Consider the following 26,120-nt stretch of genomic DNA (forward strand, 5'->3'; position numbering starts at 1 on the left):
CCGGTAGTCACTTCCGGCGGCGGGCCGTCCCGAAGATCGAGCGGCTGATCTCCCGGCCCAGCTGCGTACCGATCGACCGGGTGAGGGACTTGAAGATCCCACTGCCCACCACCTGTTCGGCGAGCGAGGGCTCCGGCTTCGGAGCCCTCGCTCCCCGCTGTCCGGAGGCCTTCGCGGCCTCCTTCTCGGCCTCCTTCGCCGCCGCGGCCTCCAGGGCCGCCGCCTCCGCCGCCCGCTGCTCGGCCGTCAGCCGCTCGTACGCCGACTCCCGGTCCACCGCCTCCGCGTACCGCCCGTACAGCGGCGACCCCTTCACGGCGGCGTCCAGGGCGGCCGCGTCGATCGGGCCCATCAGCGACTCGGGGGCCCGCAGCCGGGTCGCCGCCACCGGGGTCGGGGCGCCCTTCTCGCTCAGTACGGTGACCACCGCCTCGCCCGTGCCGAGCCCCGTGAGCACCTCCTCCAGGTCGTACGCGGAGTTGGGGAACGTCCGCACGGTCGCCTTGAGGGCCTTCGCGTCGTCCGGGGTGAAGGCGCGCAGCGCGTGCTGCACCCGGTTGCCCAACTGGGCGAGCACGTCCGAGGGGACGTCCTTCGGCGTCTGCGTCACGAGGAAGATCCCGACGCCCTTCGAGCGGATCAGCCGGACCGTCTGCGTGATCGACTCCAGGAACGCCTTCGACGCCCCCTTGAACAGCAGGTGCGCCTCGTCGAAGAAGAAGACCAGCTTCGGCTTCTCCAGGTCGCCGACCTCCGGCAGGTCGTTGAAGAGGTCCGCGAGCATCCACATGAGGAAGGTCGAGAAGAGCTGCGGCTTGTCCTGCACGGCCGGCAGCTCCAGGACGGACACGGTCCCGCGCCCGTCGGCCGCCGTCCGCAGGAACTCGCTCGTGTCGAACTCCGGCTCTCCGAAGAAACCGCCCGCGCCCTGCTGCTCGAAGGCCGTGATCGACCGCAGGATCACCCCGGCCGTCACCGTCGACAGACCGCCGATCCCCTTGAGCTCGGCCTTCCCGGTGTCCGAGACGAGGAACGCCACCACGGCCCGCAGGTCCTTGAGGTCCACCAGCTCCAGGCCCTTGGAGTCGGCGTAATGGAAGATCAGGCCGAGCGACTGCTCCTGCGTCTGGTTGAGCTGGAGCACCTTCGAGAGGAGTACGGGGCCGAAGCTGGTCACCGTGGCGCGCACCGGGATGCCGGGGCCGATGCCCCCGAGCCCGTAGAACTCGCAGGGGAAGCCCGTCCCCCGCCACTCCTGGCCGACCTGGGCGGCCCGCTCCCGCACCTTCTCGCCGTCCTCCCCGGGCGCCGAGATCCCGGAGACGTCCCCCTTGATGTCGGCGAGGAAGACCGGCACGCCGTGGGCCGAGAGCTGCTCCGCGATCAGCTGGAGCGTCTTCGTCTTGCCGGTGCCGGTGGCGCCGGCGACCAGACCGTGGCGGTTGAGCATCGGCAGCGGGATGCGGACCGGCGCGTCCGGGTGACAGGCGCCGTCCCAGAGGAGCGCCCCCAGATCGAGTGCGGCTCCGTCGAAGCCGTACCCGGCGGCGATCTCGGCGGCGGGCCCCGCAAGGGGGGCGGGCGGCTGTGCGCTCTGCTCACTGACGCTCATGACGACACCTTGATTTCGCTTTTGTCACAATTCGCACCAGCATCGCATCGCCCTCGCGTGGCTGCGCCGGGAGCCGCTTGCCCGGTAGGCTTTCCGTGTGATCTTCAAGCGCATCGGAAACGGAAAGCCGTATCCCGACCACGGCCGGGAAAGCACCCGGCAGTGGGCGGACGTCGCGCCGCGCCCGGTCCGCCTCGACCAGCTGGTCACCACCAAGGGCCAGCTGGACCTGGAGACGCTGCTCGCCGAGGACTCCACCTTCTACGGCGACCTCTTCGCGCACGTCGTGAAGTGGCGCGGCGACCTCTACCTCGAGGACGGACTGCACCGCGCCGTCCGCGCGGCACTGCAGCAGCGCCAGGTGCTGCACGCCCGCGTCCTGGAACTCGACTGACGTTCCACCGCCGCTGACCCTTTCGGGGTCAGTTCGCCCCCATCCGGACGCGATCACATGATCATCAAGTAGGCATCGCCGACGGGCGGTATTACGCTGCGTTCATGAGCATGCTCACACCCCCCGGAATGGGCGGAAAGTACCGCATCACGGGGGATGTCTACCCGCGCATGCGCCGCCCCCACCGCCGGCGCCGGATCATCCTCGCGGCCGCGGCCTCCGTGGTCGTGCTCGGCGCGGCCGGCTGGGGCACGCTCCAGCTCGTCGACGTCTTCTCCGGCGACGAGGGCACGAAGACGACCGCCGGGAAGCAGACCGACTGCAAACCCGTGGCCAAGGCGACGACCCCGCCCGTGGCCGCCCTCCCGAAGCCCGGCCAGATCACGGTGAACGTCTACAACGCGACCCCGCGCAGCGGGCTCGCCAAGACGACCGCGGACGAGCTCAAGAAGCGCGGCTTCAAGATCGGCAAGGTGGGGAACGCACCCGCCGCCTTCGACAAGAAGGTCCCCGGCGCGGGGCTGCTGCTCGGCGCGACCACGGCCCCCAAGGGCGCCTTCCCGGTCCTCGGCACCCAGCTCAAGGGCGCCACGACCAAGACGGACACCCGGGGCACGGCGGACGTGGACCTGATCATCGGGACCGCGTTCAAGACGCTGTCCCCGAAGGCGACGGCGGACGCGGCCCTGGTCGCCCTGACCAAGCCCGCGCCCGTACCGACCGGAAAGTGCTGACGTACTCCCGAGGAGCTACTCGGCGGAGCCGGCTGCGTGATTACTCGGCAGAGCCGTACATGCGGTCGCCCGCGTCGCCCAGGCCCGGGACGATGTAGCCGTTCTCGTTGAGCCGCTCGTCGACCGAGGCCGTCACGACGGTCACCGGCGTGCCCGCGAGCTCGCGCTCCATGATCTCGACGCCCTCCGGGGCGGCGAGGAGCACGACCGCGGTCACGTCGTCGGCGCCGCGCTTGATCAGCTCACGGATCGCCGCGACCAGCGTGCCGCCGGTCGCCAGCATCGGGTCCAGGACGTACACCTGGCGGCCCGAGAGGTCCTCAGGCATCCGCGTGGCGTAGGTCGACGCCTCCAGCGTCTCCTCGTTGCGGATCATGCCCAGGAAGCCGACCTCGGCCGTCGGGAGCAGCCGGACCATGCCGTCGAGCATGCCGAGCCCGGCACGCAGGATCGGGACCACCAGCGGACGCGGGTACGAGAGCTTCACACCGGTCGTGGGAGTGACGGGGGTCTCGATGTCGACCTGCTCGGTCCGCACGTCCCTGGTGGCCTCGTAGGCGAGCAGGGTGACCAGCTCGTCGGAGAGACGACGGAAGGTCGCGGAGTCCGTGCGCTTGTCGCGCAGGGTGGTGAGCTTGTGGGCGACCAGAGGGTGGTCGACGACGTGGAGACGCATGGCTCAACAGTAGCCCGCCGCGCACTGGCGTCGACCCACGCCGCTGGGGGAAGGTGGGGGCACAGGGACCCAGCGATGGGGTGGTGTGGCAGATGCCCGACCTGGAAGAACCGGCCGAGGAAGCCGCCGAGGGGGCGGCCGATCAGCCGGCACCGGAGACCGACGCGCAGCGCCGCAGGCGCCGCGCCCAGTTCCTCCGCGAGCTGAACGAGGCGAAGGCGCTGCGCGAGCGCGTGCAGCCGCGGCGCGCCCGGGCCGCACGGATGCGCCAGGCCATGCGCATGCGGACCTTCCGCTGGTGAGAACGCCCGGCGCGGCCCGCCGTGCGCCCCCTGTGTGCGCCGGGGTCGCACGCCCGCCCGATGGCGGTGCCCTTCAGACTGATGCACGACGCAAGAGCCGAAGACCTCTCCTGAGCGCCCTGTTTCTGTCACGATGCCGATTGGGCGGGGCATCGGAAGCGCGCCGCCGGAACGTCACACCTCTGATCAGTGGGAGAGAGTCAGGTGTACATCGCCGCACTGCTCGCGCGCACCGAAGACGGGTGGGAAGCGAGCGACACGGAGCTCGACGACGTGGAGACCCTGTCGGATCTGGCCGAGCTGGCCCGTGAGGCCTCGGACGACGACACGGTGATCGTCTACATCGAGCAGGAGGACGCGTGGTTCGGGATCGTCCGGATCGAGGGTGAGGAAGACCCTCGGATCTACGTCTCGGACGGCGCGGCCGCCGCCCGTTCCTCGTACGGGGAGATCCTCACCCGGGAGATCCTCGGCGACGACCTCGACGCCGAGCTCGACGAGCTGGAGTCGCTGGACCTGGACGGCACGGAGGACGGGGAACCCCTCGTCGACGATGCCGACGATGACGACGAGCGGGCCGGCGCGGCCGCGGAGGCCGTGCCGTCCGCTCCCGTGGGCGACGCGCTGGTCCTCGCGGACCTCGGCCTCTCGGAGCGGGAGCTCCGGGGGCTCGACAGCGACGCGCTCGCGGTGATCGCGGACGCGCTGGGCGCCGCGGAGGTCCTGGAGGCCGTCCGCTAGTGACCCACGCGGTACCTGTCCCCGACCCGGCACCCGACCCAGCACCCGACCCCGCACCCGGCGCCGTACCGACGCCGGGTGCCGGTCCCGTACCGACGCCCGGCGCGGACCCCGCCAGGGACTCCGTAAGAGACTCCGCCAGGGACCCCGTAAGGGACCCCTGGCGGGACGCCATGCGACTCGCTCTCGCCGAGGCCGACGCGGCCGCGCCCGCCGGTGACGTACCGGTCGGCGCGGTCGTGCTCGGCCCGGACGGCACGGTCCTCGCCCGCGCGCACAACGAGCGGGAGGCGGCCGGCGACCCGACCGCCCACGCCGAGGTCCTCGCCCTGCGGCGGGCGGCCGCGGCGACCGGGGAGTGGCGCCTGACGGGGTGCACGCTCGTCGTCACCCTGGAGCCGTGCGTGATGTGCGCGGGCGCCCTCGTCCAGTCGCGGGTCGAGCGGGTGGTGTTCGGCGCGCTCGACGAGAAGGCGGGCGCGGCGGGCTCGCTCTGGGACCTCGTACGGGACCGGCGGCTCAACCATCGCCCCGAGGTGATCCACGGCGTGCTCGGCGAGGAGTGCGCGGAGCAGCTGACGGCCTTCTTCCGCACGCGCTGACACCCCTCCTGACCTCGCCGGGGATACGGATTTCATCGCAGCGCCAGTTTCGGCTAAGCTCTCTCTCGGTAGCGTGTCCGAGCGGCCGAAGGAGCTCGCCTCGAAAGCGAGTGTGGCGCAAGTCACCGAGGGTTCAAATCCCTCCGCTACCGCCAGCAACACCCCTCCGATCTGCAGGAATGCGATCGGAGGGGTGTTCTTTCATGTGTGCCTACGGACCTGACCCCCGGTCACGCGGATCCGGCCACATCCGACGGCGCTTCTCCCGGCTCCAGGACACGCAGCAGATCGGCCAGGAGGGTTCGCAGGGTGCGGTTCTCGCACTGGGCTGTGAGCGCGCGCATGTGCAATGTGCCGGCGAGGCGTGCGAAGCGCGCCAGCACCTCTTCTGGTGGCCAGGCCACCTCGGCCTGGCCGAAAGCCCGCGCACTCAGCTCGCGGCCGGCCGTGCCCTGCGCGAGCTGCGACAGCTCGCCACTTCTGGAACGGATTTCATGGAGCAGCCACCAGATGTCGTCCTTCGCCTTCGGCTCCAGCACAAGGACACCACGGCTCGTGATCACGGGCATGGGGGTGACAGCACCATGAACCTGCCTCCCCTTGGGAACCACGAGCAGTGAGCCGACCGCACCCGCCCAGTCCACTGCGGACGCGGTGCCGATGTAGGGAAGCGGACTGTGCAGTACGTCAGTGGGTGCCACCCACGCATGCCCCTCCGGATCTGCGGACGGCCGTGAGGCCGTCCCGGTCCGGGCATCGCGGACGACGTCTTTGAAGGTCTTCGTGGGCCAGCTGTTCCGGTCCGCCGCGAGCACACGGAAATGCGCGTCCCCGAGCGCGACAGCCGTGCGAGCGATCCGGTCGTTGGCCTCGACTCTGCTCTCGACAGCGCGGACCACGCGCAGGGCCCGTTCGCGATCCGCCAGAGGGGGCAGTGCGACGGGCAGCTGACGCAGCGCCCGCAGGCCGAGGGTGAGTTGAACAGTGCCCACGGCCTGCGCCTCGCACCATGCGCGGGCGGCGGGCATGGCGAGCCAGACCCGGAGCCACTGGGCGAGACCAGGATCGTGACAGCGGACCAAGGCCACGGAGCGCGCCGCGTTCCACCCCTCGTGCTCCGGTCCGGTCACGGCGGCTTCACCGATCCGTCCGACGAGCACGATGAGCAGATCGCCCGGGCGCAGCCGCGTCTTCGGATGAGCCTTCGCCACTTCCGGGCTCACGCACACCGGTTCTGTGACGCGAACGCGGCCGTCGGCGATGTCACCGGCCCGGAGCATGGGAACGCCCTTCGGGTCAGGACGACCCGGGCGGTTGATGCCGTACCCCACCACCTCCACACCGGGCAGGTCGGCGAGCGCCGCCCACCGCGTCCGCTCGCTCACAGCGCCTCCAGGACGTCACGGAGTTCACGTTCCAGGCGCGCGGCTTCCGCGAAGTGTCCGTAGAGCTCTTCGGTCAGCTCCCGCACGCGGCGCTCGTCCTCGCCGGGTGCTGCGTCCACGGTGACCGGCATGACGTGACGTGCCGGCTGGAGGTCGAAGTCAGTGGCCTCGATCTCGGCCAGGGTGACGGTCCGGCACCACCCCTGCTCGTCGGCTTCTCCGCGCTCCGACCAGCCCCTGAACGTACCGACGATCCGAGCGACGTCCTCCTCGGCGAGGATGCGCCTGCCGCGGCTCACCTGGGTACCCGCGTCCTGTGCGTCGACGAACAGGACGCGGCCCTTGGCGTGCGCTTGCTTGCACGTGTCGAAGACCCACACACAGGCGGGAATGCGCGTGTGCGGGAAGAGTCCCGCCGGCAGCTGGACGACGGCGGCGAGGACGTCGTCGTGCACCAGACCGGCACGGATACGTTGTTCGGCTCCGCCGCGGAAGGCCGCACCGTTCGCAAGCAGCACCGCCGCGCGGCCGCGGGGCTTGAGCGAGCCCAGCACATGCTGGACCCAGGCGAAGTCGGCCTTGCTCCTGGGCGGCTGACCGTAGCGCCAGGGCACGTACCGGTCGTACCTGTCGTCCTGCCACTTCATACTGAACGGAGGGTTCGCGAGGACGATGTCGTACGTCTCGCGTGCCTCCGAGCCGTACAGCAGGCTGTCGCTCCGGCCGAGGTCCCGGCCCATGTCGTCGCCCAGGCCGTTGAGGATCAAGTTCATCGCCGCGACCCGACGGGCACCTGCGTTGACGTCCTGACCGAACAGCTGAAGCGCGGGCCCGATGTGATCCGCGAGCTGCCCGTGGCGCGTTTCCACGTATCGCGCCGCCTCGGCCAGGAATCCGGCCGAGCCGCACGCCGGGTCGTAGACGTCGTCGCCGGGTGCCGGCGCCGTGAGCCCCACCAACGTCCGTACGACTCCTCGAGGCGTGTAGTACTCACCGCCCGCCCGATCCTCCGAGAACCGCGCGAGGAACTGCTCGTACAGCTCCGCCATGGTCAGCGCCCGACCTGCCTCGTCCAGGACGGCGAACAGGTCCCGCAGCGCCTGATCCATCCTCGGGGCCCCGGTGTTCAGCTGCCCGAGGACCTGATCGTCGTCCAGGTCCACCCGAAGCCGCCCGTAGTCACCGCTCCACGCGCGAAGCGCCTGCTGGACGACCCACTCGGGGTGGCCGCTCCCGCCCACCTGGCCGATCACGTCCCGCCAGGTCGGGCGCCCCTGGGCCGCGGCCTCGGGGACATCCGAGACATGGCGCAGGAAGACCGCGGACAGGACGAGCTGTTGCATCGCGTCGCCGGTCATGCCGCCACGCAGCACATCGACAGCCCGCCACAACCAGTCCAGCTGGGACCTGGTCTCCTGCATCACACCCACCTTGCGGAGTCAGCGCCGAAAGGCGACGACGATCACGACAGCGATCGCGGCGACCACCGCGAACGCGCTGCCCCCATGCTGCACGGCACCGAGCACGTCCTTGTACCGCGCGTACTCGATGATGCCCGCCACGATCGCGACGTTCATCGTCAGCGACGCCGCGAGCCACCACGGCCACGACCGAACCACCCTTGACCCACCCCCTACAGACCTTCTCCTGGGTACGCCTCGAACCCTAGCAGATGCAGCAGACGTTTCGGGAAACGCGCAGCAGACCGTTTGGGAATGCTTCTCCATCCATGGAGAAGCACCTACACACTTGCGCCAGTTGAAGGAAGGAATGAATGAGGGGCCGCGACCTAGGGTGCGAGCCATACGGAGAAGGCCCCGGTCCGCGCTCGGGGCGCGGCCGGGGCCTTCTCCGTAGGACGGGGGGAACGGCATCGGGGGGACAAGCCGTTCCCCCCGATGAGAACCGGACCCAACAAGTCCTGCGCCGCAGTCAGGGGGGAAGCCGGCGGCGCGGACCCCGCAGTGCGGGCCGGTTCCGGAAGCCCTTCGGATTCCTGCCAGATCCTCCGGGCTCGACATCCATACTGCTCGCCCGTCACTCTTCCGGGGGGCGGCGAAAGGCCTCGATCTCCGGGCCCTTGGTCCATAAAGGCTCGGTTAGAGTGGCGCGATCGCACGGCGGGGACAGGGGAGGGCTGAGCAATGGGACAAGCGAGGAAGGTCGCGCTGTACGCGGTCGCGGTCTTTGTGCTGTACACGATCATCAACTCCCCCGAGCGGGCGGCCGATCTCGTGGGAGTAGGGTTCGAAGGCATTGCCAGCGCTGCCCAGGGCGTCGGCGAGTTCATGACCGAACTCATCAACTAGGAGCCCTTCGTGATCCGCCATCTGGTCCTCTTCAAGCTCAACGAGGGCGTCAAGCGCGACGAGCCCCGCGTCGTCGCCGGTGTCGAGGCGTTCCGCGCGCTCGGCGAGCAGATCCCCGAGCTGAGGTTCTGGGAGTGCGACTGGAACATCACCGACCGGCCGATCGCGTACGACTTCGCCATCAATTCGGCCGTCGAGGACACGGACGCCCTCCAGCGCTATCTGGAGCACCCCGCGCACCAGGCGGGTGTCGCCCAGTGGCGCGAGTTCGCCACCTGGGTGATCGCCGACTACGCGTTCTAGCCACGCGCTCCGGCCACACCCGGAGCGATCGCGCCTTCGAGGCCCCCCGCCGTCATGGTGGGGGGCCTCGCGGAGTTCTGGCCTCCCCTTTTGCTCCCACATGCCCTCAACACGTGGCTATACGGTGCTTGCACACAGTGGACATGTCTTGTGATGCTATGACCGCTTTTGACGGATGAGTTGACCGTAGTTGACCCAGTCGACCAGCAAGACCAGCCAAAGGGGTGGCGTGAACGTGCCGGCCAGTACAGCGCCTCAAGTCCCGCCCCAGCCCGAGGCAGGTGGGGCGGAGACCCCGCGCCCCCGCCCCCAGAGCACCCGCGGCGCCGACACCCGCGCCCTCACGCAGGTGCTCTTCGGGCAGCTCAAACACCTGGAACCGGGCACTCCGGAGCACCACAGGGTGCGCGGAGCCCTCATCGAGGCCAACCTGCCGCTCGTGCGGTACGCGGCGGCCCGCTTCCGCTCCCGCAACGAGCCGATGGAGGACGTCGTCCAGGTCGGCACCATCGGCCTGATCAACGCCATCGACCGCTTCGACCCCGACCGGGGCGTGCAGTTCCCGACCTTCGCCATGCCCACGGTCGTCGGCGAGATCAAGCGGTACTTCCGCGACAACGTCCGGACCGTGCACGTGCCGCGCAGGCTCCACGAGCTGTGGGTCCAGGTGAACGGCGCCACGGAGGATCTGACGACCGCCCACGGCCGCTCCCCCACGACCGCGGAGATCGCCGAGCGGCTGCGGATCGGCGAGGACGAGGTGCTCGCCTGCATCGAGGCCGGGCGCTCGTACCACGCGACCTCCCTGGAGGCGGCGCAGGAGGGCGACGGGCTGCCCGGACTGCTCGACCGGCTCGGCTACGAGGACCCCGCGCTCGCCGGCGTCGAGCACCGCGACCTCGTCCGGCACCTGCTCGTCCAGCTGCCCGAGCGCGAGCAGCGGATCCTGATGCTGCGCTACTACAGCAATTTGACCCAGTCTCAGATCAGTCAGGAACTCGGCGTCTCACAGATGCACGTGTCAAGGCTCCTCGCCCGTAGCTTCGCGCGTTTGAGATCCGCAAACAGAATCGAGGCGTAACCGAAACGGGTAGACCGGTTCGGAGCAGTTCTGCGGCACCCCAAATGCCGTACACCCCTTGTTTCCTGCGGAAATGCACCGTCTGCTTGTCGACAAGTCACTACAGCGTGTTGCCGACATGTGACATTCTGCTGGAACCGAGTTTGCCGCAGCCCCGCCGCCGGTATTCAGGTGGAGGCTGCGTTCCTCAGATGGTCGCGGCCACCGCGACCGTCCGCGACCTCAAGGGGGTGGCATGTCCACAGAACTGGGCAGCTCGAAGGTGCTCACGCTCACGCCCGTTCCCGTGCCCACGCAGACGACGGCTCCGACCGCGGCCGAAAGCTCCGCAGGGAGCTCCGCGGAAACCGCCGTCGTGAGCGTCGTCGACACCGTGGAGAGCACGGCTCCGCCGCTGCCCGCCACGTCCGGCGCCCTCGACACCCGCACCCTCTCGCGCTCCCTGTTCCTGCGGCTCCGCGCCCTCACCGACGAAGGTGCCGCCCCCGACAGCCCGGAGCGGACCTACGTCCGCGACACCCTCATCGAGCTCAACCTCCCCCTCGTGCGGTACGCGGCGGCCCGCTTCCGCTCCCGCAACGAGCCGATGGAGGACATCGTCCAGGTCGGCACCATCGGCCTGATCAAGGCGATCGACCGCTTCGACTGCGAACGGGGCGTGGAGTTCCCGACGTTCGCCATGCCGACGGTCGTCGGCGAGATCAAGCGGTTCTTCCGCGACACGTCCTGGTCGGTGCGGGTGCCGCGCCGGCTCCAGGAGCTGCGGCTCGCCCTCACCAAGGCCAGCGACGAGCTCGCGCAGAAGCTCGACCGCTCCCCCACCGTCCCCGAACTCGCCGCCGTCCTCGGGGTGTCGGAGGAGGACGTCGTCGACGGCCTCGCCGTGGGCAACGCGTACACCGCCTCCTCGCTCGACTCCCCCTCGCCCGAGGACGACGGCGGCGAGGGCTCCCTCGCCGACCGCCTCGGCTACGAGGACACCGCGCTCGAAGGCGTCGAGTACCGGGAGTCGCTCAAGCCCCTGCTCGCCAAACTGCCGCCCAGGGAGCGGCAGATCATCATGCTGCGCTTCTTCGCCAACATGACCCAGTCGCAGATCGGCGAGGAGGTCGGCATCTCCCAGATGCACGTCTCGCGGCTGCTCACCCGCACCCTCTCCCAGCTGCGCGAGGGCCTCATCTCCGACTGATCCCGTCGGCGGACTTCCCGAAAACCACGCCTTACTGACGGTCCGTCAGTCAGACTGTGGCCCATGAGGCGAAGGAAGCCGGGACTCGTGGCGGTGGCGCTCTGCCTCGGCGGGGCGCTGACCGCCTGTGGCGGAGGAGACGACGAGGGGTACGCGGCGGTCGGCGCCGGCCCCTCCCCGAGGGGCGCGGTCGCCCCCTCGGGCGCGGTCACGCTGGTCCCCCTGGACAGCCCCACGGCGAGCGGGACGACGTCCAGTACGTCGTCCCCGGCGCCTGCCCCGTCGTCGCCGTCATCCCCGTCGCCGCCACCCCTGGCGCTGTCGCCGTCGTCGCCGCCGTCGTCGTCGGATGCGGCGGGCGGGAACACGGCGCCCTCCGCCGGTCCCGGGACCTCCGGTACGTCCGGGACCTCCGGCGGCTCGGGTTCTTCCGGTACGGAGTCGGGTACGGCTCCGGTGACCTCCGCGCCCGCCACCTCCGGCAGCTCCAGTGCGGCTCCTGGTACCGGGGGCGGCACCCCGCCCCGTACCCCTTCCAGCGCACCCGGCACCGGCCCCTCCACGGCCCCGCCCACGACACCGGGCCGCCCTTCGCCGTCGCCCACGGCCCCGCCCGCGCCCGCCCTGCTCACCGTCTCCGCGCCCACTCTCGCGGACGCCGACCGGCGCTGGTGCGAGCAGGTGACCGTCACCTTCCGGAACACCGGTGGCACGGCGGCCCGTTCGGGCACGGTCACCTTCGCCACGCACGTCATCGGGGCCCTCGGCGTCGACTGGGCGACGGTCGCCTCCAGCCAGGCCCTGCCCGCGCCGATCGCCGCCGGGACGGCGCGGACGCAGACGTACCGCGTGTGCGTGGACTCCTGGCGGGTGCCGCTGGGCATGCGGATCGACACCCGGCAGGTCACCGTCAGCTGGCAGTGACCGGGAAGCGCACCCCGGTCAGGCCCTCCGACACCTCCCACAGCCGGCGCCCCGTGCCGGCGTCGGCCGCCGCGTCCGAGAGCCGCACGCGGGTCGGCGCGCCCCGCAGCTCGGCCGGACCGTCCGGGCCGATGAACTCGCCGCCCGCCACGTCCAGGGCGGTCGCCGCGTACAGCTGGGGCAGCGCGCCCCGCTCCGGGGCCTGGGCGAGCAGCGGATTGCCGATGCGCCCGAAGACCAGCCGCGTCAGACCGCGCGTGTCCCGGGTCTGGAGGCTCGTCGCGGTGTAGCCGGGGTGGGCGAGCACGCTGCGGACCGGGCTTCCGGCCTCGGCCAGGCGGCGGTGGAGCTCGCGGCCGAAGACGGCGTTGGCGAACTTCGACTGGTTGTAGAAGGCCATGGGCGCGTAGCCGCGCTCGCCGCCGAGGTCGTCGAAACGGAGGCTGCCCTGCCGGTGGTTGATCGAGCTGACGGTGACCACCCGGGGGTCCCGGCCGGCGGCGAGCAGGTCGAGGAGCAGCCCGGTGAGCGCGAAGTGGCCGAGGTGGTTGGTGGCGAACTGGAGCTCGTGCCCCTGGGCGCTGAGGGTGCGGGGCGGTGCCATCACGCCCGCGTTGTTGACGAGCACGTCGAGGTGGCGGTGCTCCTCGCGCAGGCGGGCGGCGAAGGCGCGTACCGAGTCGAGGTCGGCGAGGTCGAGCCGCCGTACGTCGAGCAGGGGTCCTGACCCCGCCGCCATCAGGCCGTCCACGACCTCGCGGCCCTTCTCCTCGTCCCGTACGGCGAGGATCACGCGTCCGCCCCGGCGGGCCAGCGCTCGGGTCGTCGCGAGGCCGAGGCCACTGGTGGCTCCGGTGACGACGAAGACCCGTCCGGTCTGGTCCGGGATCCGGTCGGCGGTCCAGCTCTGCTTCTTGGTCATGCGACACACGCTGCCGTTAGTGTCACCGAGTGTCAAGCGCGCGCCCTGGTGTCATCGAGGGCACCGCGTTACCATCTCCCCGTGAGCCCTGTGAGCACCCGCCCCGAAGTCACCCTGGCCCAGCGCAAACGACAGCTCGTCGCGACCGAGCTGACCGAGGCGGCGCTCCAGCTGCTCGCCCTCCGGGGCTTCGACGCGGTCACGGTCGACGAGATCGCGACCACCGCGGGCGTCTCCAAGCGCACGTTCTTCCGGTACTTCGCGTCGAAGGAGGACGTGGTCGTCCAGTTCCTGGCCGACATGGGCGCCGACATGCGCGCGGGGCTCGCCGCCCGGCCCGCCGGGGAGCGCCCCTCCGAGGCGCTGCTGCACGCCGTCTCCGTACCCCTGTCCGTCTGCGGCGACCACGCCGAGCGCGCGCTGCCGGTGGTCAGGCTGATCCTGCGGACGCCCGCGCTGCTCGCCCGTTTCCTGGAGCACGAGGCGCGGTGGCGGGAGGAGCTGACGGAGGAGCTCGCGGGGCGCCTGGGGCTCGACCCCGAGGTGGAGCTCTATCCGCGGCTGGCCGCGGGCATGGCCATCGCCGCGTTCGACACGGTGCTGCACCACTGGAGCGGCGACGGGGACACCGAGGACCCGACGGCGCTCATCGGCCGGGCCTTCACGCTGCTCGCCCCCGCCCTGGACCGAGAGACGCCGTGAAAGCCGAGACGGGCCGGGTCCGCGTGATGCGGACCCGGCCCGTCCGGGGTGTGGTGTAGGGACGAGCGGTCAGCCCAGGGCCAGCCAGGCGACGGCCGCCAGGACGGCGATCACCGCGACGACGCCGACGATCAGGCCGACGCGCGGCCCGGCGGGGGCCGAGGCCGGGGCCGCCGCCTGCGGCTGCTGCCGCTGCGGAGCACCCTCGTCGACGAAGGCGCGGAACATCTGCGTGCTGCCGGCGGGGTCGTAGCCCTCGGGGCCCTGCCCCTGGGGTGCCTGGCCCTGGCCGTACGGTGCTTGGGGGTTGTGTGCCATGAGCCAGGACCCTAGCGAAGTGCGGGTGGGGGGCCCAAGCCCCGTCACTCCCCACAGCCCTTTGCCGATTCTTTAGCGCTGTTTGACCGATTTAGTTTGCCTGAAGCAACCATCCATCTCTATCGTTGCCCTAAGCAACAACATCAGTGGAGTGCCCGAAGGACCCGATGGACCCGATGGACCGGAAGGACCCGAAGGATCCGATGGACAGAGGCAAGCGCTACGAGAACCTCGCCCGCCAGGTGAGCGCGATCGGAGCGGTGAAGCGCGGACTCGCGCGGACCCTGCCTGCCGAGTGCCCCGGCGGGTCCGCCATCGTCCTCGCCCTGCTCCACCACCACGGCGACATGCGGATCGGCCGCGTGTCCGAACTGATGGCCGTCGACATGTCGGTCAGCAGCCGTCACGTGGCCCACACCGTGGACCGCGGCTGGGTCGAGCGACTGCCCGACCCCGCCGACAAGCGCTCCCGCATCCTGCACCTGACCTCCGCGGGCGAGTCCATGCTCGCCGTCCTCGACCGACGGCTGACGGACATGCTCGCCCGCACCCTCGCCGAGTGGTCCGACGACGACGTCGAACTGCTCACCGACCTGCTTGCCCGCCTCCGCGACTCCTTCGGGGACTGCCGGGCCCACCACGCTTGAGAACGAAGGAACTTGATGGCTACCACCACACCTGCCACCGGTGTGCGCGGCGGGAGCGCCCAGCAAGGGGACACCGCCGGCGGCGGCGCCCCGATGACGCACCGGCAGATCATGGAGGCGCTGTCCGGCCTGCTGCTCGGCATGTTCGTCGCCATCCTGTCCTCGACGATCGTCTCCAACGCCCTCCCCCAGATCATCACCGACCTGGGCGGCGGCCAGTCCGCCTACACCTGGGTGGTCACCGCCGCGCTCCTCTCGATGACCGCGACCACCCCGCTCTGGGGCAAGCTCGCGGACCTCTTCTCGAAGAAGCTGCTCGTCCAGATAGCCCTGATCATCTACGTGGCGGGCTCGGTCGTCGCCGGTCTCTCGCAGAGCACCGGCATGCTCATCGCCTGCCGTGTCGTCCAGGGCATCGGCGTCGGCGGTCTGACCGCGCTCTCCCAGATCATCCTGGCCGCGATGATCGCCCCGCGTGAGCGCGGCCGGTACAGCGGCTACCTCGGCGCGACCTTCGCCGTCGCCACCGTCGGCGGCCCGCTGCTGGGCGGCGTCATCACCGACACCGACTGGCTCGGCTGGCGCTGGTGCTTCTACGTCGGCGTGCCCTTCGCGTTCATCGCGCTGGTCGTCCTGCAGAAGACCCTCAAGCTCCCCGTCGTGAAGCGCAAGGTCAAGGTCGACTGGGCCGGCGCCTTCTTCATCAGCGCCGCCGTCTCCCTGCTCCTCATCTGGGTGACCTTCGCGGGCGACAAGTACGACTGGATGTCCTGGCAGACCGCCGCCATGGTGCTCGGTTCGATCGCGCTCGGCGGGATCTTCCTGCTCGTCGAGTCGAAGGCGAGCGAGCCGATCATCCCGCTCCGCCTCTTCCGCAACCGCACGATCACCCTGGCGTCGCTCGCCTCGCTCTTCGTCGGTGTCGCGATGTTCGCCGGCACGGTCTTCTTCAGCCAGTACTTCCAGCTGGCGCGGAACGAGTCGCCGACGATGTCCGGCGTCCTCACCATCCCGATGATCGCGGGCCTGTTCGTCTCGTCGACCGCCTCCGGCATGATCATCACGAAGACCGGCAAGTGGAAGGCGTGGCTGGTCAGCGGCGGCGCCCTGGCCGCCGGCGGGCTCGGGATGCTCGGCACGATCCGCTACGACACGACGTACTGGCACATCGCGATCTTCATGGCGGTCCTCGGCCTCGGCCTCGGCATGATGATGCAGAACCTCGTGCTCTGCACCCAGAACCAGGTGGACCCCGCCGACCTCGGCGCCGCCTCCTCCGTCGTCACCTTCTTCCGCTCCCTCGGCGGTGCGATCGGCGTCTCGGCGCTGGGCGCGGTCATGGCCCACCGGGTCACGGACTACGTCAAGGAGGGCCTGGCCGAGCTCGGCCCGAAGGCCGCGGGCGCCATGGGCCAGGCCGGCTCGGGCGGCGGGATCCCGGACATGGACAAGCTGCCGGGCCCGATCCGTACGGTCATGGAGAGCGCGTACGGACACGGCGTCGGCGACGTCTTCCTCTACTCGGCGCCGTTCGCGCTGCTGGCCTTCGTGGTGACCCTGTTCATCAAGGAAGTCGCCCTGAAGAGCAGCACGGTGACGGCCTCCGAGGAGGGCTAGAGAAGCTCCCGGCCGCGCTTCGAGCGGAGGCGCGGCCGGGTCGGGAACGGAGCGGCGGGCAGGGGACGGCCCGCCGCTCCGTCATTTCTTGGTTTCACGGGAAACCATGGTCTCGATGCCGGCGACCAGGACGTCCAGGGCGTAGGCGAAGTCCCGGTCCCACATCTCGGTGACGCTGCCGTGCGCGGCCCGCGCGTCGAGGATCTCCGCCATGGGCTCGATGGCGTCCACGAAGCCCGGATTGTCGCGGAAGGCCTTGACGGACTCCACGTAGAAGTCGTCCTGCGACATCCCGGCCTCCGCCGCACGCCGCCCGAACTGGGACTCGATCGTCCCGTAGCCGTACACGAACTGGAAGACCGCCGACGTCGCGCTGGGCTGACGGTCGACCGGCAGGCCGGTGCGCCCGATCGCCTCCTGGATCTTGGCGCCGACCGCGATCGCGTGCGGGCCGATGTTCAGGTACCGCCCGGCGCTCGGCGACATCCACGGGTGGCGGACCAGCATCCGGCGGTATCCCAGGGCGAGCACCCGGATCATGTCCCGCCAGCCGTCGGCGGCGTCGATCGCCGCGAGGTCGAACTCGCCGTAGGCGCTGTCCATGGCGAACTCGATGATGTCGTCCTTGGTGTCCACGTACCAGTAGAGGGACATCGCGGTGACCTTCAGCTCGGTCGCGAGCTTGCGCATCGACAGCCCGGCCAAGCCCTCCTCGTCGAGCATCCGGATCGCCGCGGCGACGATCCGGTCCCGGTCGAGTCCGGCCGGACCGCCGCCGCTGCGGGGGGCCTTCGCCTCCAGCCAGACGCTGGAACGCGCCGGGTTCCTGGCCCTGTCTGCTGCCTTGACCATCGCGTTCCTCCGTCTGTCAGCGGTCCGTCACCATGCTAAGCAGCCGTCTCGATCCGTTCCGCCGCTTCGGCCGCCCCCGCGGCCTCGGCCTCCGTCCGCTCGGCCCGCCTGAGGAGGGCCGCGGCGACCAGACCGCCGGCGAAGACGGCGATCGCGCCGACCAGCTGGCTGGTCTGGAGGCCTGAGGCGAAGGCGTCGGAGATCTCCTGGCGCTCGGCCTCGCTGCCCGCGGCGGCGAGCGCGGCCGGGAGCGAGGTCGCGGTGACGGCGACCAGGGCGGCGAAGCGGGCGTTGAGCACGGCGCCGAGGACGGCGACGCCGAGGCCGTTGCCGAACTCGGCGAGGGTGCCGTTGATACCGGCGCCCACGCCCGCCTTCTCCGGCGGGATCGAGCTCATGATCGCGTTGGCCATGGCCGGGGACGAGACGGCGATGCCGCCGCCCATCAGGACCAGGCCGAGCAGCATGCCCCAGTAGCTGCCGTCCGTACCGCCACCGAGCAGCGAGATCGACGTGAGGCCGCCGGCGACCAGGGTCATGCCGAGGACGACGGTGGGCGGGGTGCCGAGCTTCATGACGATCCGCGGGCCGATGCCCGTCAGGTTGAGGGCGACGATCGTCAGCGCGAGCGGCGCCATCCGCAGACCCGCCTCGAGGGGCTCGTACCCGAGCACGAACTGCAGGTGCTGGGTGAGCAGGAAGAGCGAGCCGCCCATGCCGAACACGACCAGGATCGAGCCGCCGATGGCGCCGACGAACTTCTGGTTGCGGAAGAAGTGCATGTCGAGCATCGGGTACGGGGTGTGGAGCTCCCACAGCGCGAAGGCGCCGAGCCCGAGGAGGCCGATGACGGCCGGGACGAGGACCTCGGCGGAGAGCCAGCCGTGCTCGGGGCCGGTGATGATCGCGTACACGACGGCCGTCATGCCGATCGTGGAGAGCAGCGCGCCGAGCAGGTCGGGGCGGTCGCCCTGCGGGTTCTTGGACTCGGGGACCAGCTTGAGGACGGCGACGAGCGCGAGGACCGCGACCGGGATATTGATGAGGAAGATCATTCCCCACCAAAAGTGGTTGAGGATCACGCCGCCGATCAGCGGCCCGCCGGCGAAGCCGAGCGAGGCGACCGTGGACCAGAGCGCGATGGCCTTGACCCGCTCGGAGTCGTCGAAGATCTGCATGACGACGGCGAGGGTGGTGGTCATGAGGAGCGCGCCGCCGACGCCCATGCCCGCACGGGCGGCGATGAGCTGCGTGGTGGAGTCGGCGAGTCCGGCGGCGAGCGAGCCGAGGCCGAAGAGCGCGAGGCCGGCGGCGAGGAGCTTCTTGCGGCCGTAGCGGTCGGCGGCGTTGCCCGCGCTCAGCAGGAGGCCGGACTGGACGAGCGAGTACGCGTTGATCATCCACTGGATGTCGGTGGTGGTCGCGTCGAGTTCGGAGGTCAGCGAGGGGATGGCGACGCTGAGCACGGTGTTGTCGAGCAGCACGGTGAGCTGGGCGAGGCAGATGACGCCGAGGATCAGCCAGCGCTGCGGGTGGCCACCGGTGGCTATCTGCTCGGTCGCGGCGGTCGGCGCCGTCATGGCAGGACTCCTTGTACGGTGTACGGGACTGGGTCTCGTACACCGTACAAGGACTCTCGTACGCTGTATAGCGATTAGTTCGTCGTGGCCTTCGTCGTGGCCTTTGACGTGGTCAGGTCGTAGAAGGTGACGCCGCCGATCGTGACCTTCTCGAAGGTCTCCGAGACCCAGGTGGAGATCTCCGAGTTGCCGCCGGGACCGCCGCCGCCCATGCGGCCGCCGCCTGTGGCGCCTTCACCGGTGGCGCCTTCGCCGGTGCCGCCTTCGCTGCCGCCGATGAAGTAGTGGATCTTCCCCTCGGCGACGTACTGCTTGAACTGGGCGAGCGTCGGGGACGGGTCGCTGCCGTTGAAGCCGCCGATCGCCATCACGGGCTTCTCGGTGGCGAGCTGGTAGCTGGCCGCGTTCTGGGCGCCGACCGTGGCCGCGACCCAGGTGTAGGCGTCGGCGTCCGCGAGGAGCGCGGTCTTCGCCTCCGTACCGACGCTGGCGCCGTTGAGGAGACCGCCCATGCCGCCGCCACCGCCCATGCCACCGGGGCCGCCTTCACCACGGGTCATGCCCTGGGGCGGGGTGCCGCCGCCGGGCATCTGGCCACCCTGGCCACCCGGCATCTGTCCCTGACCGCCCTGACCGCCGGGCATCTGACCTTGCCCCTGACCGCCTTGGCCGCCCTGGCCTTGGCCTCCCTGGCCGCCTTGGCTTGCCTGGCCCTGGCCGCCCGGAGGCATCGCCCCCCTCTCGAACGACCGCATACCGCCGCCGCCCGGGCCGCCACGGCCGCCCATCGCGCCGCCCGACGGGCCCGCCGTGACGATCGAGCCCTGGTGCCCGGAGCCCAGCGTCTCCAGGGTGTACGCGAACGGGCCCGCGAGCCCCGCCGCAAGCCCGAGGCCGGCCACCGCGAGCCCGAGCCGCCGGTCGATCCGGCCCGCGAACAGCAGCGCCACCGCGGCCACCGCACCCGCCACCAGGACCGCCCAGCGCAGCCACGGCAGCCAGTCCGGCGTACGGCCGAGGAGCGTCCAGGCCCACACCGCCGTCGCCGCGACCGTCACCGCGAGGGCCGCCGAGGCGAGCCACCTCGTGCGCTCCTCCCAGAGCACCGCCGCGCCCATGCCGACGAGCGCCGCGACGTACGGGGCCAGGGCCACCGTGTAGTACTCGTGGAAGATGCCGGCCATGAAGCTGAAGACGGCGAGCGTGATCAGCAGCGAGCCGCCCCACACCAGGAACGCCGAACGCGCCGTGTCCGTCCGGGGCGCCCGCCAGGTGACGACGAGCCCCGCGATGAGCAGGATCAGCGCCGCCGGGAGCAGCCAGGAGATCTGACCGCCGACCGCGTCATTGAACATCCGGCCGATCCCGGTCTCGCCCCAGCCACCACCCTGGCCGCCGCCGCGGCCACCGCCGCCGACGCTGCCGGTCTCGTTGCCGTTGATCCGGCCGAGGCCGTTGTAGCCGAAGGTCAGCTCGAGGAAGCTGTTGTTCTGCGAGCCTCCGACGTACGGGCGGGAGGCCGCGGGCCACAGCTCGACCAGGGCCACCCACCAGCCCGCCGACACGATCATCGCGAGCCCGGCGAGGGCGAGCCGGCCGATGCGGCGGCCGATCGCGCCCGGCGCGCACACCCCGTGGACGAGCGCGAGCGGCGGCAGGATCAGGAAGGCCTGGAGGGTCTTCGCGAGGAACGCGAACCCGAAGGCCACCCCGGCCCAGACCAGCCACTTCGCCGCGCCCTTCTCCTGCTCCAGGGCGCGCAGCACGCAGTAGACCGCGACCGTCATGAGCAGCGCGAGCAGCGCGTCCGGGTTGTTGAAGCGGAACATCAGCGCGGCGACGGGCGTCAGCGCGAGCACCGCGCCCGCGATCAGACCGGCGCCCGCGCCGAACCGGCGCCGGACGGCCGCGTACAGCACGGCGACCGTGGCCACGCCCATCAGCACCTCGGGCACCAGGATCTGCCAGGAGCCGAGCCCGAAGAGGCGGACGGAGAGCGCCATCGGCCACAGGGCGGCCGGGGGCTTGTCGACGGTGATGGCGTTGGCCGCGTCGAGGGAGCCGAAGAAGAAGGCCTTCCAGCTCTCGCCGCCCGCCTGGACGGCCGCCGAGTAGAAGGAGTTGGCGTAGCCGGAGGCGCTCAGGTTCCAGAGGTAGAGCGCGGTGGTCACGGCGAGCAGCCCGAGGAAGGCGGGCCGGACCCAGGGGGCGTCCCCGGTGCGCCCGCGCCAGAGCCGGGCGAGAGGGCCGCCGCGGGACGGCGCGGCGTGGGCCGCGGTGGACATCGTGGTCATCGGTCGTTCCTTGCGGAGGTCTGCGGGGTGGACCGCTCGGGGAAGACCCAGAGCCGGAAGAGGAGGAAGCGCAGGACGGTCGCGGCGAGATTGGCGACGATCAGGACGGCGAGCTCCGTGGAGTGCGCCGGATCGCCGGTCGCCGCGCCCAGAGCGGCGAGTGAACCGCTCGTCAGGGCCAGGCCGATGGCGAAGACCACGAGCCCCTGCGCCTGGTGGCGGACGGCCCGGTCCCGGCCCCGTACCCCGAAGGTCAGGCGCCGGTTGGCCGCCGTGTTGGCGACGGCCGAGACGAGCAGCGCGGCTGCGTTGGCGAGCTGTGGGCCGACGCCGAGGCGGAAGGCCGAGTACAGCGCGACGTAGAAGAGCGTGGACAGCGCGCCGACCACGCAGAAGCCGACGAGCTGGCGCGCGAGACCGCCCGGCACTCCGCTGAGGTCACGGTCCCGGGGGTCGTCCCCGAAGGGCCGGGCCAGCCGGTCGAGGGGCAGCGAGCCGGTCGCCAGGGCCCGCCCGACCCGCCACACGCCCTTGAGGTCGTCGGTGGCCGTCTTCATGATGTGCACGGTCGAGTCGGGGTCGTCGACCCAGTCGACCGGCACCTCGTGGATACGGAGCCCGGCCCGCTCGGCGAGGACCAGCATCTCGGTGTCGAAGAACCAGCCGGTGTCCTCGACCATCGGGAGGAGCCGCTCGGCGACGTCCCGCCGTATGGCCTTGAACCCGCACTGGGCGTCGGAGAAGCGGGCGGCGAGCGAGCCGCGCAGGATGAGGTTGTAGGCCCGCGAGATGAACTCCCGCTTCGGCCCGCGCACCACCCGCGAGGAGCGGGCGAGCCGGGAGCCGATCGCCAGGTCCGAGTGGCCCGAGATGAGCGGCGCGACCAGCGGGAGCAAGGCGTTCAGGTCGGTCGACAGGTCGACGTCCATGTAGGCGAGGACGGGGGCGTCCGATGCGGACCAGACCGTCCGCAGCGCCCGGCCGCGCCCCTTCTGCTCAAGCCGTACGGAGCGCACCTCGGGCACCTCGTCGGCGAGGGCCGCGGCGACGGCGGGCGTCGTGTCGGTGGAGGCGTTGTCGGCGACGGTGATGCGGAAGCCGTACGGGAAGGTCCGGAGGAGGTGTTCGTGGAGCCGGCGGACGCACGGCTCCAGGTCCTTCTCCTCGTTGTAGACGGGGATCACCACGTCCAGGACGGGCCTTCCGGCGACGCTCACCGGCAGGTGCTCCCGGGCGGGAAGGGCGCCGGGAGTCCCGGACGCGGGGCCCGCGATCGTTGGGGTTCGCATGACACCGACACTCGCCGGGGCCGCTGTCACGGCTGTGTGATGAGCCTGTGCCCTCGCTGTGAGTCCTGATCCGCGGGCAGGCGCACCGTGAACACGGTCCTCCCCGGCGTGCTCACGACGGTCACGTCGCCGCCGTGGGCGAGGACGACCGCGCGCACGATGGCCAGGCCGAGGCCGGTGGAGCCGGCGTGCCGGGAGCGGGAGGCGTCGCCGCGCGCGAACCGTTCGAAGACGGACGGCAGGAGCCCGGGCGGGATGCCGGGTCCGTCGTCCTCGATGTCGACGAGCGCGCTCGGCCCGTCCGACCGGACGCGGGCGGTGACCTTCGTGCCGGGCGGGGTGTGGGTGCGGGCGTTGGCGAGGAGGTTGACGAGCACCTGCTGGAGGCGGGCGCCGTCGGTCCGCACGGTCACGGCCTCGCCGTCCGCGGGCAGTTCGAGGCGCCAGTGGTGCTCGGGCCCGGCGGCCCGTGCGTCGCTCACGGCGTCCACGACGAGGGGGACGACATCGGTGCTCTCGTACGAGAGCGGGCGTCCGGTGTCGAGCCGCGCGAGCAGCAGGAGGTCCTCCACAAGCCCCGTCATCCGGGTCGCCTCGGACTCGATCCGGCCCAGCGCGTGCCGGGTGTCGGGCCCGCACTCCTCCCGGCCGCGCCGGGTCAGCTCCGCGTACCCCCGGATCGAGGCGAGCGGGGTCCGCAGCTCGTGGCTGGCGTCCGCGACGAACTGCCGGACGCGGGTCTCGCTCTGCTGGCGGGCGTCGAGGGCCGAGTGGACGTGGTCGAGCATCCGGTTGATGGCCGCGCCGACCTGGCCGACCTCGGTCCGCGCATCGGCCTCCGTCTCCGGGACCCGCTGATGGAGCGCCACCTCGCCGCTGTGCAGCGGGAGCTGGGCGACCTGGCCGGCGGTGGTGGCGACCCGCCGCAGCGGGCGCAGCGCCACCCGGACCAGCACGGTCCCGGCGATGGAGGCCGCGACGAGCCCGGCGCCGGTGACGCTCAGCTCGACGAGGACGAGGGTGGAGAGGGCGTCCTCGACCTCGGTGAGCGGAATGCCGGTGAGGAACGAACCACGTTCCCCGGAGGCGTACTCGACCCGGTAGGACCCGAGGCCGCCGGGCAGTTCGACGGTGTGCGGCTCGCTGTCGCGGGGGACGGCGGCGAGCGCGGCCCGCTGGGCCGCGTCGAGCGCTGTGGTCTGGACGTTCCGTCCGAACTCCCCGGCATCCTCGGACGCGGCCTCCGCCGAGTACCCGGCCGTGGTCATCTCGCCGTCCACCAGTTCGGCGCCGAGGGTGCCGATCCGGGCGCCGGACTGGACGAACGCGAGTGGGTCCTTCACCCGGCCCGGGTCGGGCATGCCGGGAGGGGAACCCATGGCGACCGGCGGGCCCGAAGCCCGCATCGAGACGCTGTTCAGCTGCTCGTCGGCCTGGTCGTACAGGTACGAGCGGAAGGCGATGGTCGTCACCGTCCCGATCACGGCCGCGACGACCGCGATCAGCGCGACCGCCGAGACGACCAGCCGGGTGCGCAGCGACCACGGCCGCCGACGTCGTACGGGCACGGGCGCTACTCCCCCGGCTTGATGAGGTACCCGGCCCCGCGACGGGTGTGGATCATCGGCGCACGGCCCGCGTCGATCTTCCGGCGCAGGTAGGAGATGTAGAGCTCGACGACGTTGGCCTGGCCGCCGAAGTCGTACGACCAGACGCGGTCGAGGATCTGCGCCTTGCTGAGCACCCGGCGCGGATTGCGCATGAGGTAGCGCAGCAGCTCGAACTCGGTGGCGGTGAGGTGGATCGAGTCTCCGCCCCGGGTGACCTCGTGGCTGTCCTCGTCGAGGGTGAGGTCCCCGACGGCGAGCAGCGATTCGCTGCGCGCCTGCGCGGCGCCGGACCGGCGGATGAGGCCGCGCAGCCGGGCGACGACCTCCTCCAGGCTGAAGGGCTTGGTGACGTAGTCGTCGCCGCCGGCGGTGAGCCCGGCGATCCGGTCCTCGACGGCGTCCTTCGCCGTCAGGAAGAGGACCGGAACGTCCGGGAGCTCACGCCGGATCGAGCCCAGCAGGCTGAGCCCGTCGGCATCGGGGAGCATCACGTCGAGGATCACGGCGTCGGGCCGGAACTCGCGTACGGAGCGCAGGGCGGCGGCGCCGTCACCGGCACTCCGCACCTGCCAGCCCTCGTAGCGGAGGGCCATGGAGAGGAGCTCGGCGAGCGAGGCCTCGTCGTCGACGACGAGGACGCGGACGGCGGTGCCGTCGGCACGGAGCATGTCGGCGCGGGTGCCGGGGCGGCGCGTGGTGACGGTCATGCGCCCACGCTCTCCACCGCCGCTGAGAGCCCCCTTGCCCTTTCCTGTGAATTCCCTGAGAAAGGCCTCGGGCGGGCCTCAGGGGTGTTTCACGTGAAACAACGCGGCGCCGTTCTCGTACAGGACGCGCCGCATCCAGTCGTCCCCGAGCCCGAGGCGTTCGAGGGCGTGGAGCTGGTGGACGTAGGGGTAGGGGATGTTCGGGAAGTCGGAGCCGAGGAGGATGCGGTCACCGAGGTCGGCGAGCCGCCCGAGCTCCGCCGTGGGGAAGGGCGCGAGCCGCTCGCTGAAGTCGGTGAAGGCCATGGTGGTGTCGAGGCAGACGCCCTCGTACCTCTCGGCCATGGCCAGGAACTCGCCGTACTCGGGCATGCCCATGTGCGCGACGATCACCCGCAGCCGGGGGTGGCGGGCGAGGAGCCGCCCCATGGGCTCCGGGCCGGTGAACGTGCCCGGGGTGGGCCCGGACCCGCAGTGCACGACGACGGGCGTACCGCTGTCGGCGAGGGCTCCCCACGCGCTGTCGAGCAGGGGGTCCGTCGGGTCGAACCCGCCGACCTGGAGGTGCACCTTGAAGACGCGGGCGCCGGCGCCGAGCGCCTCACGGACATACGTGTCGACGCCCGGCTCGGGAAAGAAGGTCGCGGTGTGCAGACAGTCGGGGGTGCGGGCGGCGAAGTCGGCGGCCCAGGCGTTCAGCCAGGCGGCCATGCCGGGCTTGTGCGGGTAGAGCATCGCGGTGAAGGCGACGGCCCCGAAACCGCGCAGGATCGCGAGCCGGCGGTCCTCCTCCTCGCGGTAGGTGATGGGCCATTCCAGGCCCGTCAGGGGGCCGGCGGAGTCGAAGTAGGCCCAGACCTTGTCGAGGACGTTCTGCGGCATGAAGTGCGTGTGCACATCGACGAGCCCAGGAATTCCGAGCCGCGCGACCAGCGCCCGGATGTCGTCACTCTCGCTACTCCGGCTATTCCCGCTCAAAGCTGTAGCTCCGTTCGACCTTGCCGATGTGGACGCTGTAGCTCTCGTACCAGTGCTCCCGGCCGTGCGTCTTGGCGGCCTGGTGCTCGGTGTCGAGACGCCAGGCGTCGAGGGATTCGAGGTCGCGGAAGTAGGCGACGGTGATGCCGATGCCGCCGGGGGTACGGGCGTACTCGTAGCCGAGGAACCCGGGGATGTCCTTGACGATCTCCTGCATGCGGGAGGAGGTCTCGGCGTAGCCCTCGGGCGCGTCGGGACGAACGGAAGTGAACAGGGCGGTGTAGTAGGGCGGTTCCAGGCCCGCCACCAGCTTCTGGGTCATGTGATCACCCTCGTCCGGGCCGGGCCGGGA

Annotated in this window: 28 protein-coding genes and 1 tRNA gene; 14 read left to right on the plus strand and 15 right to left on the minus strand. The window is 71.2% G+C overall.

Annotated elements, in window-relative coordinates:
- Positions 1 to 7 precede the first annotated feature (7 nt).
- A complete protein-coding gene (locus tag ACIBG6_RS17450) occupies positions 8 to 1,612 on the minus strand; it encodes a helicase HerA-like domain-containing protein (protein WP_399223471.1) in 1,605 nt (534 codons plus the stop codon).
- A gap of 97 nt (positions 1,613 to 1,709) precedes the next feature.
- Between ACIBG6_RS17450 and ACIBG6_RS17455 the strand changes: the two genes are divergently transcribed.
- Complete coding sequence (locus ACIBG6_RS17455) at positions 1,710 to 2,006, plus strand: type II toxin-antitoxin system VapB family antitoxin (protein WP_055642348.1); 297 nt, start codon at positions 1,710 to 1,712, stop codon at positions 2,004 to 2,006.
- A 104-nt stretch (positions 2,007 to 2,110) separates the two neighbouring features.
- Positions 2,111 to 2,740, plus strand: a complete 630-nt coding sequence (locus tag ACIBG6_RS17460; protein WP_399223472.1) for a LytR C-terminal domain-containing protein — start codon at positions 2,111 to 2,113, stop codon at positions 2,738 to 2,740.
- Between the two features lie 40 nt (positions 2,741 to 2,780).
- Here ACIBG6_RS17460 and upp read toward each other — a convergent pair whose 3' ends face one another.
- A complete protein-coding gene (upp, locus tag ACIBG6_RS17465; RefSeq protein ID WP_317597387.1) occupies positions 2,781 to 3,416 on the minus strand; it encodes a uracil phosphoribosyltransferase in 636 nt (211 codons plus the stop codon).
- Positions 3,417 to 3,508: 92 nt separating this feature from the next.
- On the opposite strand from upp, the gene ACIBG6_RS17470 reads away from it, so the two are divergent.
- The 4 genes from ACIBG6_RS17470 to ACIBG6_RS17485 all read left to right on the plus strand — a co-directional run bounded on the left by ACIBG6_RS17470 (position 3,509) and on the right by ACIBG6_RS17485 (position 5,216).
- A complete protein-coding gene (locus ACIBG6_RS17470) occupies positions 3,509 to 3,718 on the plus strand; it encodes a hypothetical protein (protein ID WP_317597386.1) in 210 nt (69 codons plus the stop codon).
- Between the two features lie 204 nt (positions 3,719 to 3,922).
- Positions 3,923 to 4,459 (plus strand): hypothetical protein, encoded by a 537-nt coding sequence (locus ACIBG6_RS17475; protein WP_399223473.1) that lies wholly within the window; start codon positions 3,923 to 3,925, stop codon positions 4,457 to 4,459.
- 173 nt (positions 4,460 to 4,632) lie between these two features.
- Entirely contained in the window at positions 4,633 to 5,061 is a 429-nt protein-coding gene (tadA, locus tag ACIBG6_RS17480; protein WP_317597384.1) for a tRNA adenosine(34) deaminase TadA, read from the plus strand.
- Between the two features lie 67 nt (positions 5,062 to 5,128).
- Positions 5,129 to 5,216: transfer RNA gene (locus ACIBG6_RS17485), tRNA-Ser, on the plus strand.
- A gap of 75 nt (positions 5,217 to 5,291) precedes the next feature.
- Here the strand turns inward: ACIBG6_RS17485 and ACIBG6_RS17490 are convergent.
- From ACIBG6_RS17490 to ACIBG6_RS17500, 3 genes are read right to left on the minus strand one after another with little or no spacing between them, the layout of a single operon-like run.
- Positions 5,292 to 6,446, minus strand: a complete 1,155-nt coding sequence (locus ACIBG6_RS17490) for a hypothetical protein (protein ID WP_399223474.1) — start codon at positions 6,444 to 6,446, stop codon at positions 5,292 to 5,294.
- A complete protein-coding gene (locus tag ACIBG6_RS17495) occupies positions 6,443 to 7,867 on the minus strand; it encodes an N-6 DNA methylase (RefSeq protein WP_399223475.1) in 1,425 nt (474 codons plus the stop codon). Before ACIBG6_RS17495 ends, ACIBG6_RS17490 begins: the two co-directional genes overlap by 4 nt.
- An 18-nt stretch (positions 7,868 to 7,885) precedes the next feature.
- Complete coding sequence (locus ACIBG6_RS17500) at positions 7,886 to 8,023, minus strand: hypothetical protein (protein ID WP_399223476.1); 138 nt, start codon at positions 8,021 to 8,023, stop codon at positions 7,886 to 7,888.
- A gap of 567 nt (positions 8,024 to 8,590) precedes the next feature.
- Between ACIBG6_RS17500 and ACIBG6_RS17505 the strand changes: the two genes are divergently transcribed.
- From ACIBG6_RS17505 to ACIBG6_RS17525, 5 genes are all read left to right on the plus strand, one after another.
- Entirely contained in the window at positions 8,591 to 8,755 is a 165-nt protein-coding gene (locus tag ACIBG6_RS17505; protein ID WP_399223477.1) for a hypothetical protein, read from the plus strand.
- 9 nt (positions 8,756 to 8,764) lie between these two features.
- Positions 8,765 to 9,058 carry a Dabb family protein gene (locus ACIBG6_RS17510; RefSeq protein WP_329622238.1) on the plus strand — a complete coding sequence of 98 codons (294 nt, stop codon included), beginning with the start codon at positions 8,765 to 8,767 and terminating at the stop codon, positions 9,056 to 9,058.
- A 235-nt stretch (positions 9,059 to 9,293) separates the two neighbouring features.
- On the plus strand, positions 9,294 to 10,139 hold the full coding sequence (locus ACIBG6_RS17515; protein ID WP_399223478.1) for an RNA polymerase sigma factor SigF: 846 nt from the start codon (positions 9,294 to 9,296) through the stop codon (positions 10,137 to 10,139).
- A gap of 235 nt (positions 10,140 to 10,374) precedes the next feature.
- Positions 10,375 to 11,328 carry an RNA polymerase sigma factor SigF gene (locus ACIBG6_RS17520; protein ID WP_399223479.1) on the plus strand — a complete coding sequence of 318 codons (954 nt, stop codon included), beginning with the start codon at positions 10,375 to 10,377 and terminating at the stop codon, positions 11,326 to 11,328.
- 63 nt (positions 11,329 to 11,391) lie between these two features.
- Positions 11,392 to 12,252: a hypothetical protein gene (locus ACIBG6_RS17525; protein ID WP_399223480.1), complete on the plus strand. Its 861-nt coding sequence runs from the start codon at positions 11,392 to 11,394 to the stop codon at positions 12,250 to 12,252.
- On the opposite strand, the gene ACIBG6_RS17530 is transcribed toward ACIBG6_RS17525, so the two are convergent.
- The gene (locus ACIBG6_RS17530) at positions 12,239 to 13,174 is read right to left on the minus strand and encodes an oxidoreductase (RefSeq protein WP_399223481.1); all 936 of its coding nucleotides are present in this window, start codon (positions 13,172 to 13,174) and stop codon (positions 12,239 to 12,241) included. The two genes, ACIBG6_RS17525 and ACIBG6_RS17530, sit on opposite strands and share 14 nt — an antisense overlap.
- Before the next feature lie 90 nt (positions 13,175 to 13,264).
- Here ACIBG6_RS17530 and ACIBG6_RS17535 point away from each other — a divergent pair, with 90 nt between their 5' ends.
- Complete coding sequence (locus ACIBG6_RS17535; protein ID WP_399224001.1) at positions 13,265 to 13,876, plus strand: TetR family transcriptional regulator; 612 nt, start codon at positions 13,265 to 13,267, stop codon at positions 13,874 to 13,876.
- A 69-nt stretch (positions 13,877 to 13,945) separates the two neighbouring features.
- Here the strand turns inward: ACIBG6_RS17535 and ACIBG6_RS17540 are convergent, their stop codons facing one another.
- On the minus strand, positions 13,946 to 14,194 hold the full coding sequence (locus ACIBG6_RS17540) for a hypothetical protein (RefSeq protein WP_399223482.1): 249 nt from the start codon (positions 14,192 to 14,194) through the stop codon (positions 13,946 to 13,948).
- 203 nt (positions 14,195 to 14,397) lie between these two features.
- On the opposite strand from ACIBG6_RS17540, the gene ACIBG6_RS17545 reads away from it, so the two are divergent.
- Both ACIBG6_RS17545 and ACIBG6_RS17550 read left to right on the plus strand, forming a co-directional pair.
- Positions 14,398 to 14,841, plus strand: coding sequence for a MarR family winged helix-turn-helix transcriptional regulator (locus tag ACIBG6_RS17545; protein ID WP_399223483.1), 444 nt, complete (start codon positions 14,398 to 14,400; stop codon positions 14,839 to 14,841).
- A gap of 15 nt (positions 14,842 to 14,856) precedes the next feature.
- Positions 14,857 to 16,458 carry an MDR family MFS transporter gene (locus ACIBG6_RS17550; protein ID WP_399223484.1) on the plus strand — a complete coding sequence of 534 codons (1,602 nt, stop codon included), beginning with the start codon at positions 14,857 to 14,859 and terminating at the stop codon, positions 16,456 to 16,458.
- An 81-nt stretch (positions 16,459 to 16,539) separates the two neighbouring features.
- Here ACIBG6_RS17550 and ACIBG6_RS17555 read toward each other — a convergent pair whose 3' ends face one another.
- From ACIBG6_RS17555 to ACIBG6_RS17590, 8 genes are all read right to left on the minus strand, one after another.
- Positions 16,540 to 17,310 carry a TetR/AcrR family transcriptional regulator gene (locus tag ACIBG6_RS17555; protein ID WP_399223485.1) on the minus strand — a complete coding sequence of 257 codons (771 nt, stop codon included), beginning with the start codon at positions 17,308 to 17,310 and terminating at the stop codon, positions 16,540 to 16,542.
- 35 nt (positions 17,311 to 17,345) lie between these two features.
- Positions 17,346 to 18,890, minus strand: coding sequence for an MFS transporter (locus ACIBG6_RS17560; RefSeq protein WP_399223486.1), 1,545 nt, complete (start codon positions 18,888 to 18,890; stop codon positions 17,346 to 17,348).
- Between the two features lie 74 nt (positions 18,891 to 18,964).
- The gene (locus ACIBG6_RS17565) at positions 18,965 to 21,184 is read right to left on the minus strand and encodes an ArnT family glycosyltransferase (protein WP_399223487.1); all 2,220 of its coding nucleotides are present in this window, start codon (positions 21,182 to 21,184) and stop codon (positions 18,965 to 18,967) included.
- The gene (locus ACIBG6_RS17570; RefSeq protein WP_399223488.1) at positions 21,181 to 22,473 is read right to left on the minus strand and encodes a glycosyltransferase; all 1,293 of its coding nucleotides are present in this window, start codon (positions 22,471 to 22,473) and stop codon (positions 21,181 to 21,183) included. Before ACIBG6_RS17570 ends, ACIBG6_RS17565 begins: the two co-directional genes overlap by 4 nt.
- Positions 22,474 to 22,499: 26 nt before the next feature.
- Entirely contained in the window at positions 22,500 to 24,041 is a 1,542-nt protein-coding gene (locus ACIBG6_RS17575; protein WP_399223489.1) for an ATP-binding protein, read from the minus strand.
- 5 nt (positions 24,042 to 24,046) lie between these two features.
- A complete protein-coding gene (locus ACIBG6_RS17580; RefSeq protein ID WP_384138139.1) occupies positions 24,047 to 24,790 on the minus strand; it encodes a response regulator transcription factor in 744 nt (247 codons plus the stop codon).
- 78 nt (positions 24,791 to 24,868) lie between these two features.
- On the minus strand, positions 24,869 to 25,768 hold the full coding sequence (locus ACIBG6_RS17585; RefSeq protein WP_399223490.1) for an amidohydrolase family protein: 900 nt from the start codon (positions 25,766 to 25,768) through the stop codon (positions 24,869 to 24,871).
- Positions 25,755 to 26,090 (minus strand): antibiotic biosynthesis monooxygenase family protein, encoded by a 336-nt coding sequence (locus tag ACIBG6_RS17590; protein ID WP_399223491.1) that lies wholly within the window; start codon positions 26,088 to 26,090, stop codon positions 25,755 to 25,757. The genes ACIBG6_RS17585 and ACIBG6_RS17590 overlap by 14 nt, the downstream gene beginning before the upstream one ends.
- Positions 26,091 to 26,120 lie beyond the last annotated feature (30 nt).

The sequence above is a fragment of the Streptomyces sp. NPDC050842 genome, from assembly GCF_044456565.1.
In the GTDB taxonomy this organism is placed as follows: domain Bacteria; phylum Actinomycetota; class Actinomycetes; order Streptomycetales; family Streptomycetaceae; genus Streptomyces.

Excerpts from the sequence above, each read along its gene's own strand:
- ACIBG6_RS17450 (WP_399223471.1), bottom strand. The coding sequence starts at position 1,612 with ATGAGCGTCAGTGAGCAGAGCGCACAGCCGCCCGCCCCCCTTGCGGGG.
- ACIBG6_RS17460 (WP_399223472.1), top strand. The coding sequence starts at position 2,111 with ATGAGCATGCTCACACCCCCCGGAATGGGCGGAAAGTACCGCATCACG.
- upp (WP_317597387.1), bottom strand. The coding sequence starts at position 3,416 with ATGCGTCTCCACGTCGTCGACCACCCTCTGGTCGCCCACAAGCTCACC.
- ACIBG6_RS17470 (WP_317597386.1), top strand. The coding sequence starts at position 3,509 with ATGCCCGACCTGGAAGAACCGGCCGAGGAAGCCGCCGAGGGGGCGGCC.
- tadA (WP_317597384.1), top strand. The coding sequence starts at position 4,633 with ATGCGACTCGCTCTCGCCGAGGCCGACGCGGCCGCGCCCGCCGGTGAC.
- ACIBG6_RS17495 (WP_399223475.1), bottom strand. The coding sequence starts at position 7,867 with ATGCAGGAGACCAGGTCCCAGCTGGACTGGTTGTGGCGGGCTGTCGAT.
- ACIBG6_RS17500 (WP_399223476.1), bottom strand. The coding sequence starts at position 8,023 with ATGAACGTCGCGATCGTGGCGGGCATCATCGAGTACGCGCGGTACAAG.
- ACIBG6_RS17505 (WP_399223477.1), top strand. The coding sequence starts at position 8,591 with ATGGGACAAGCGAGGAAGGTCGCGCTGTACGCGGTCGCGGTCTTTGTG.
- ACIBG6_RS17520 (WP_399223479.1), top strand. The coding sequence starts at position 10,375 with ATGTCCACAGAACTGGGCAGCTCGAAGGTGCTCACGCTCACGCCCGTT.
- ACIBG6_RS17525 (WP_399223480.1), top strand. The coding sequence starts at position 11,392 with ATGAGGCGAAGGAAGCCGGGACTCGTGGCGGTGGCGCTCTGCCTCGGC.
- ACIBG6_RS17530 (WP_399223481.1), bottom strand. The coding sequence starts at position 13,174 with ATGACCAAGAAGCAGAGCTGGACCGCCGACCGGATCCCGGACCAGACC.
- ACIBG6_RS17540 (WP_399223482.1), bottom strand. The coding sequence starts at position 14,194 with ATGGCACACAACCCCCAAGCACCGTACGGCCAGGGCCAGGCACCCCAG.
- ACIBG6_RS17545 (WP_399223483.1), top strand. The coding sequence starts at position 14,398 with ATGGACAGAGGCAAGCGCTACGAGAACCTCGCCCGCCAGGTGAGCGCG.
- ACIBG6_RS17550 (WP_399223484.1), top strand. The coding sequence starts at position 14,857 with ATGGCTACCACCACACCTGCCACCGGTGTGCGCGGCGGGAGCGCCCAG.
- ACIBG6_RS17555 (WP_399223485.1), bottom strand. The coding sequence starts at position 17,310 with ATGGTCAAGGCAGCAGACAGGGCCAGGAACCCGGCGCGTTCCAGCGTC.
- ACIBG6_RS17560 (WP_399223486.1), bottom strand. The coding sequence starts at position 18,890 with ATGACGGCGCCGACCGCCGCGACCGAGCAGATAGCCACCGGTGGCCAC.
- ACIBG6_RS17565 (WP_399223487.1), bottom strand. The coding sequence starts at position 21,184 with ATGACCACGATGTCCACCGCGGCCCACGCCGCGCCGTCCCGCGGCGGC.
- ACIBG6_RS17570 (WP_399223488.1), bottom strand. The coding sequence starts at position 22,473 with ATGCGAACCCCAACGATCGCGGGCCCCGCGTCCGGGACTCCCGGCGCC.
- ACIBG6_RS17580 (WP_384138139.1), bottom strand. The coding sequence starts at position 24,790 with ATGACCGTCACCACGCGCCGCCCCGGCACCCGCGCCGACATGCTCCGT.
- ACIBG6_RS17590 (WP_399223491.1), bottom strand. The coding sequence starts at position 26,090 with ATGACCCAGAAGCTGGTGGCGGGCCTGGAACCGCCCTACTACACCGCC.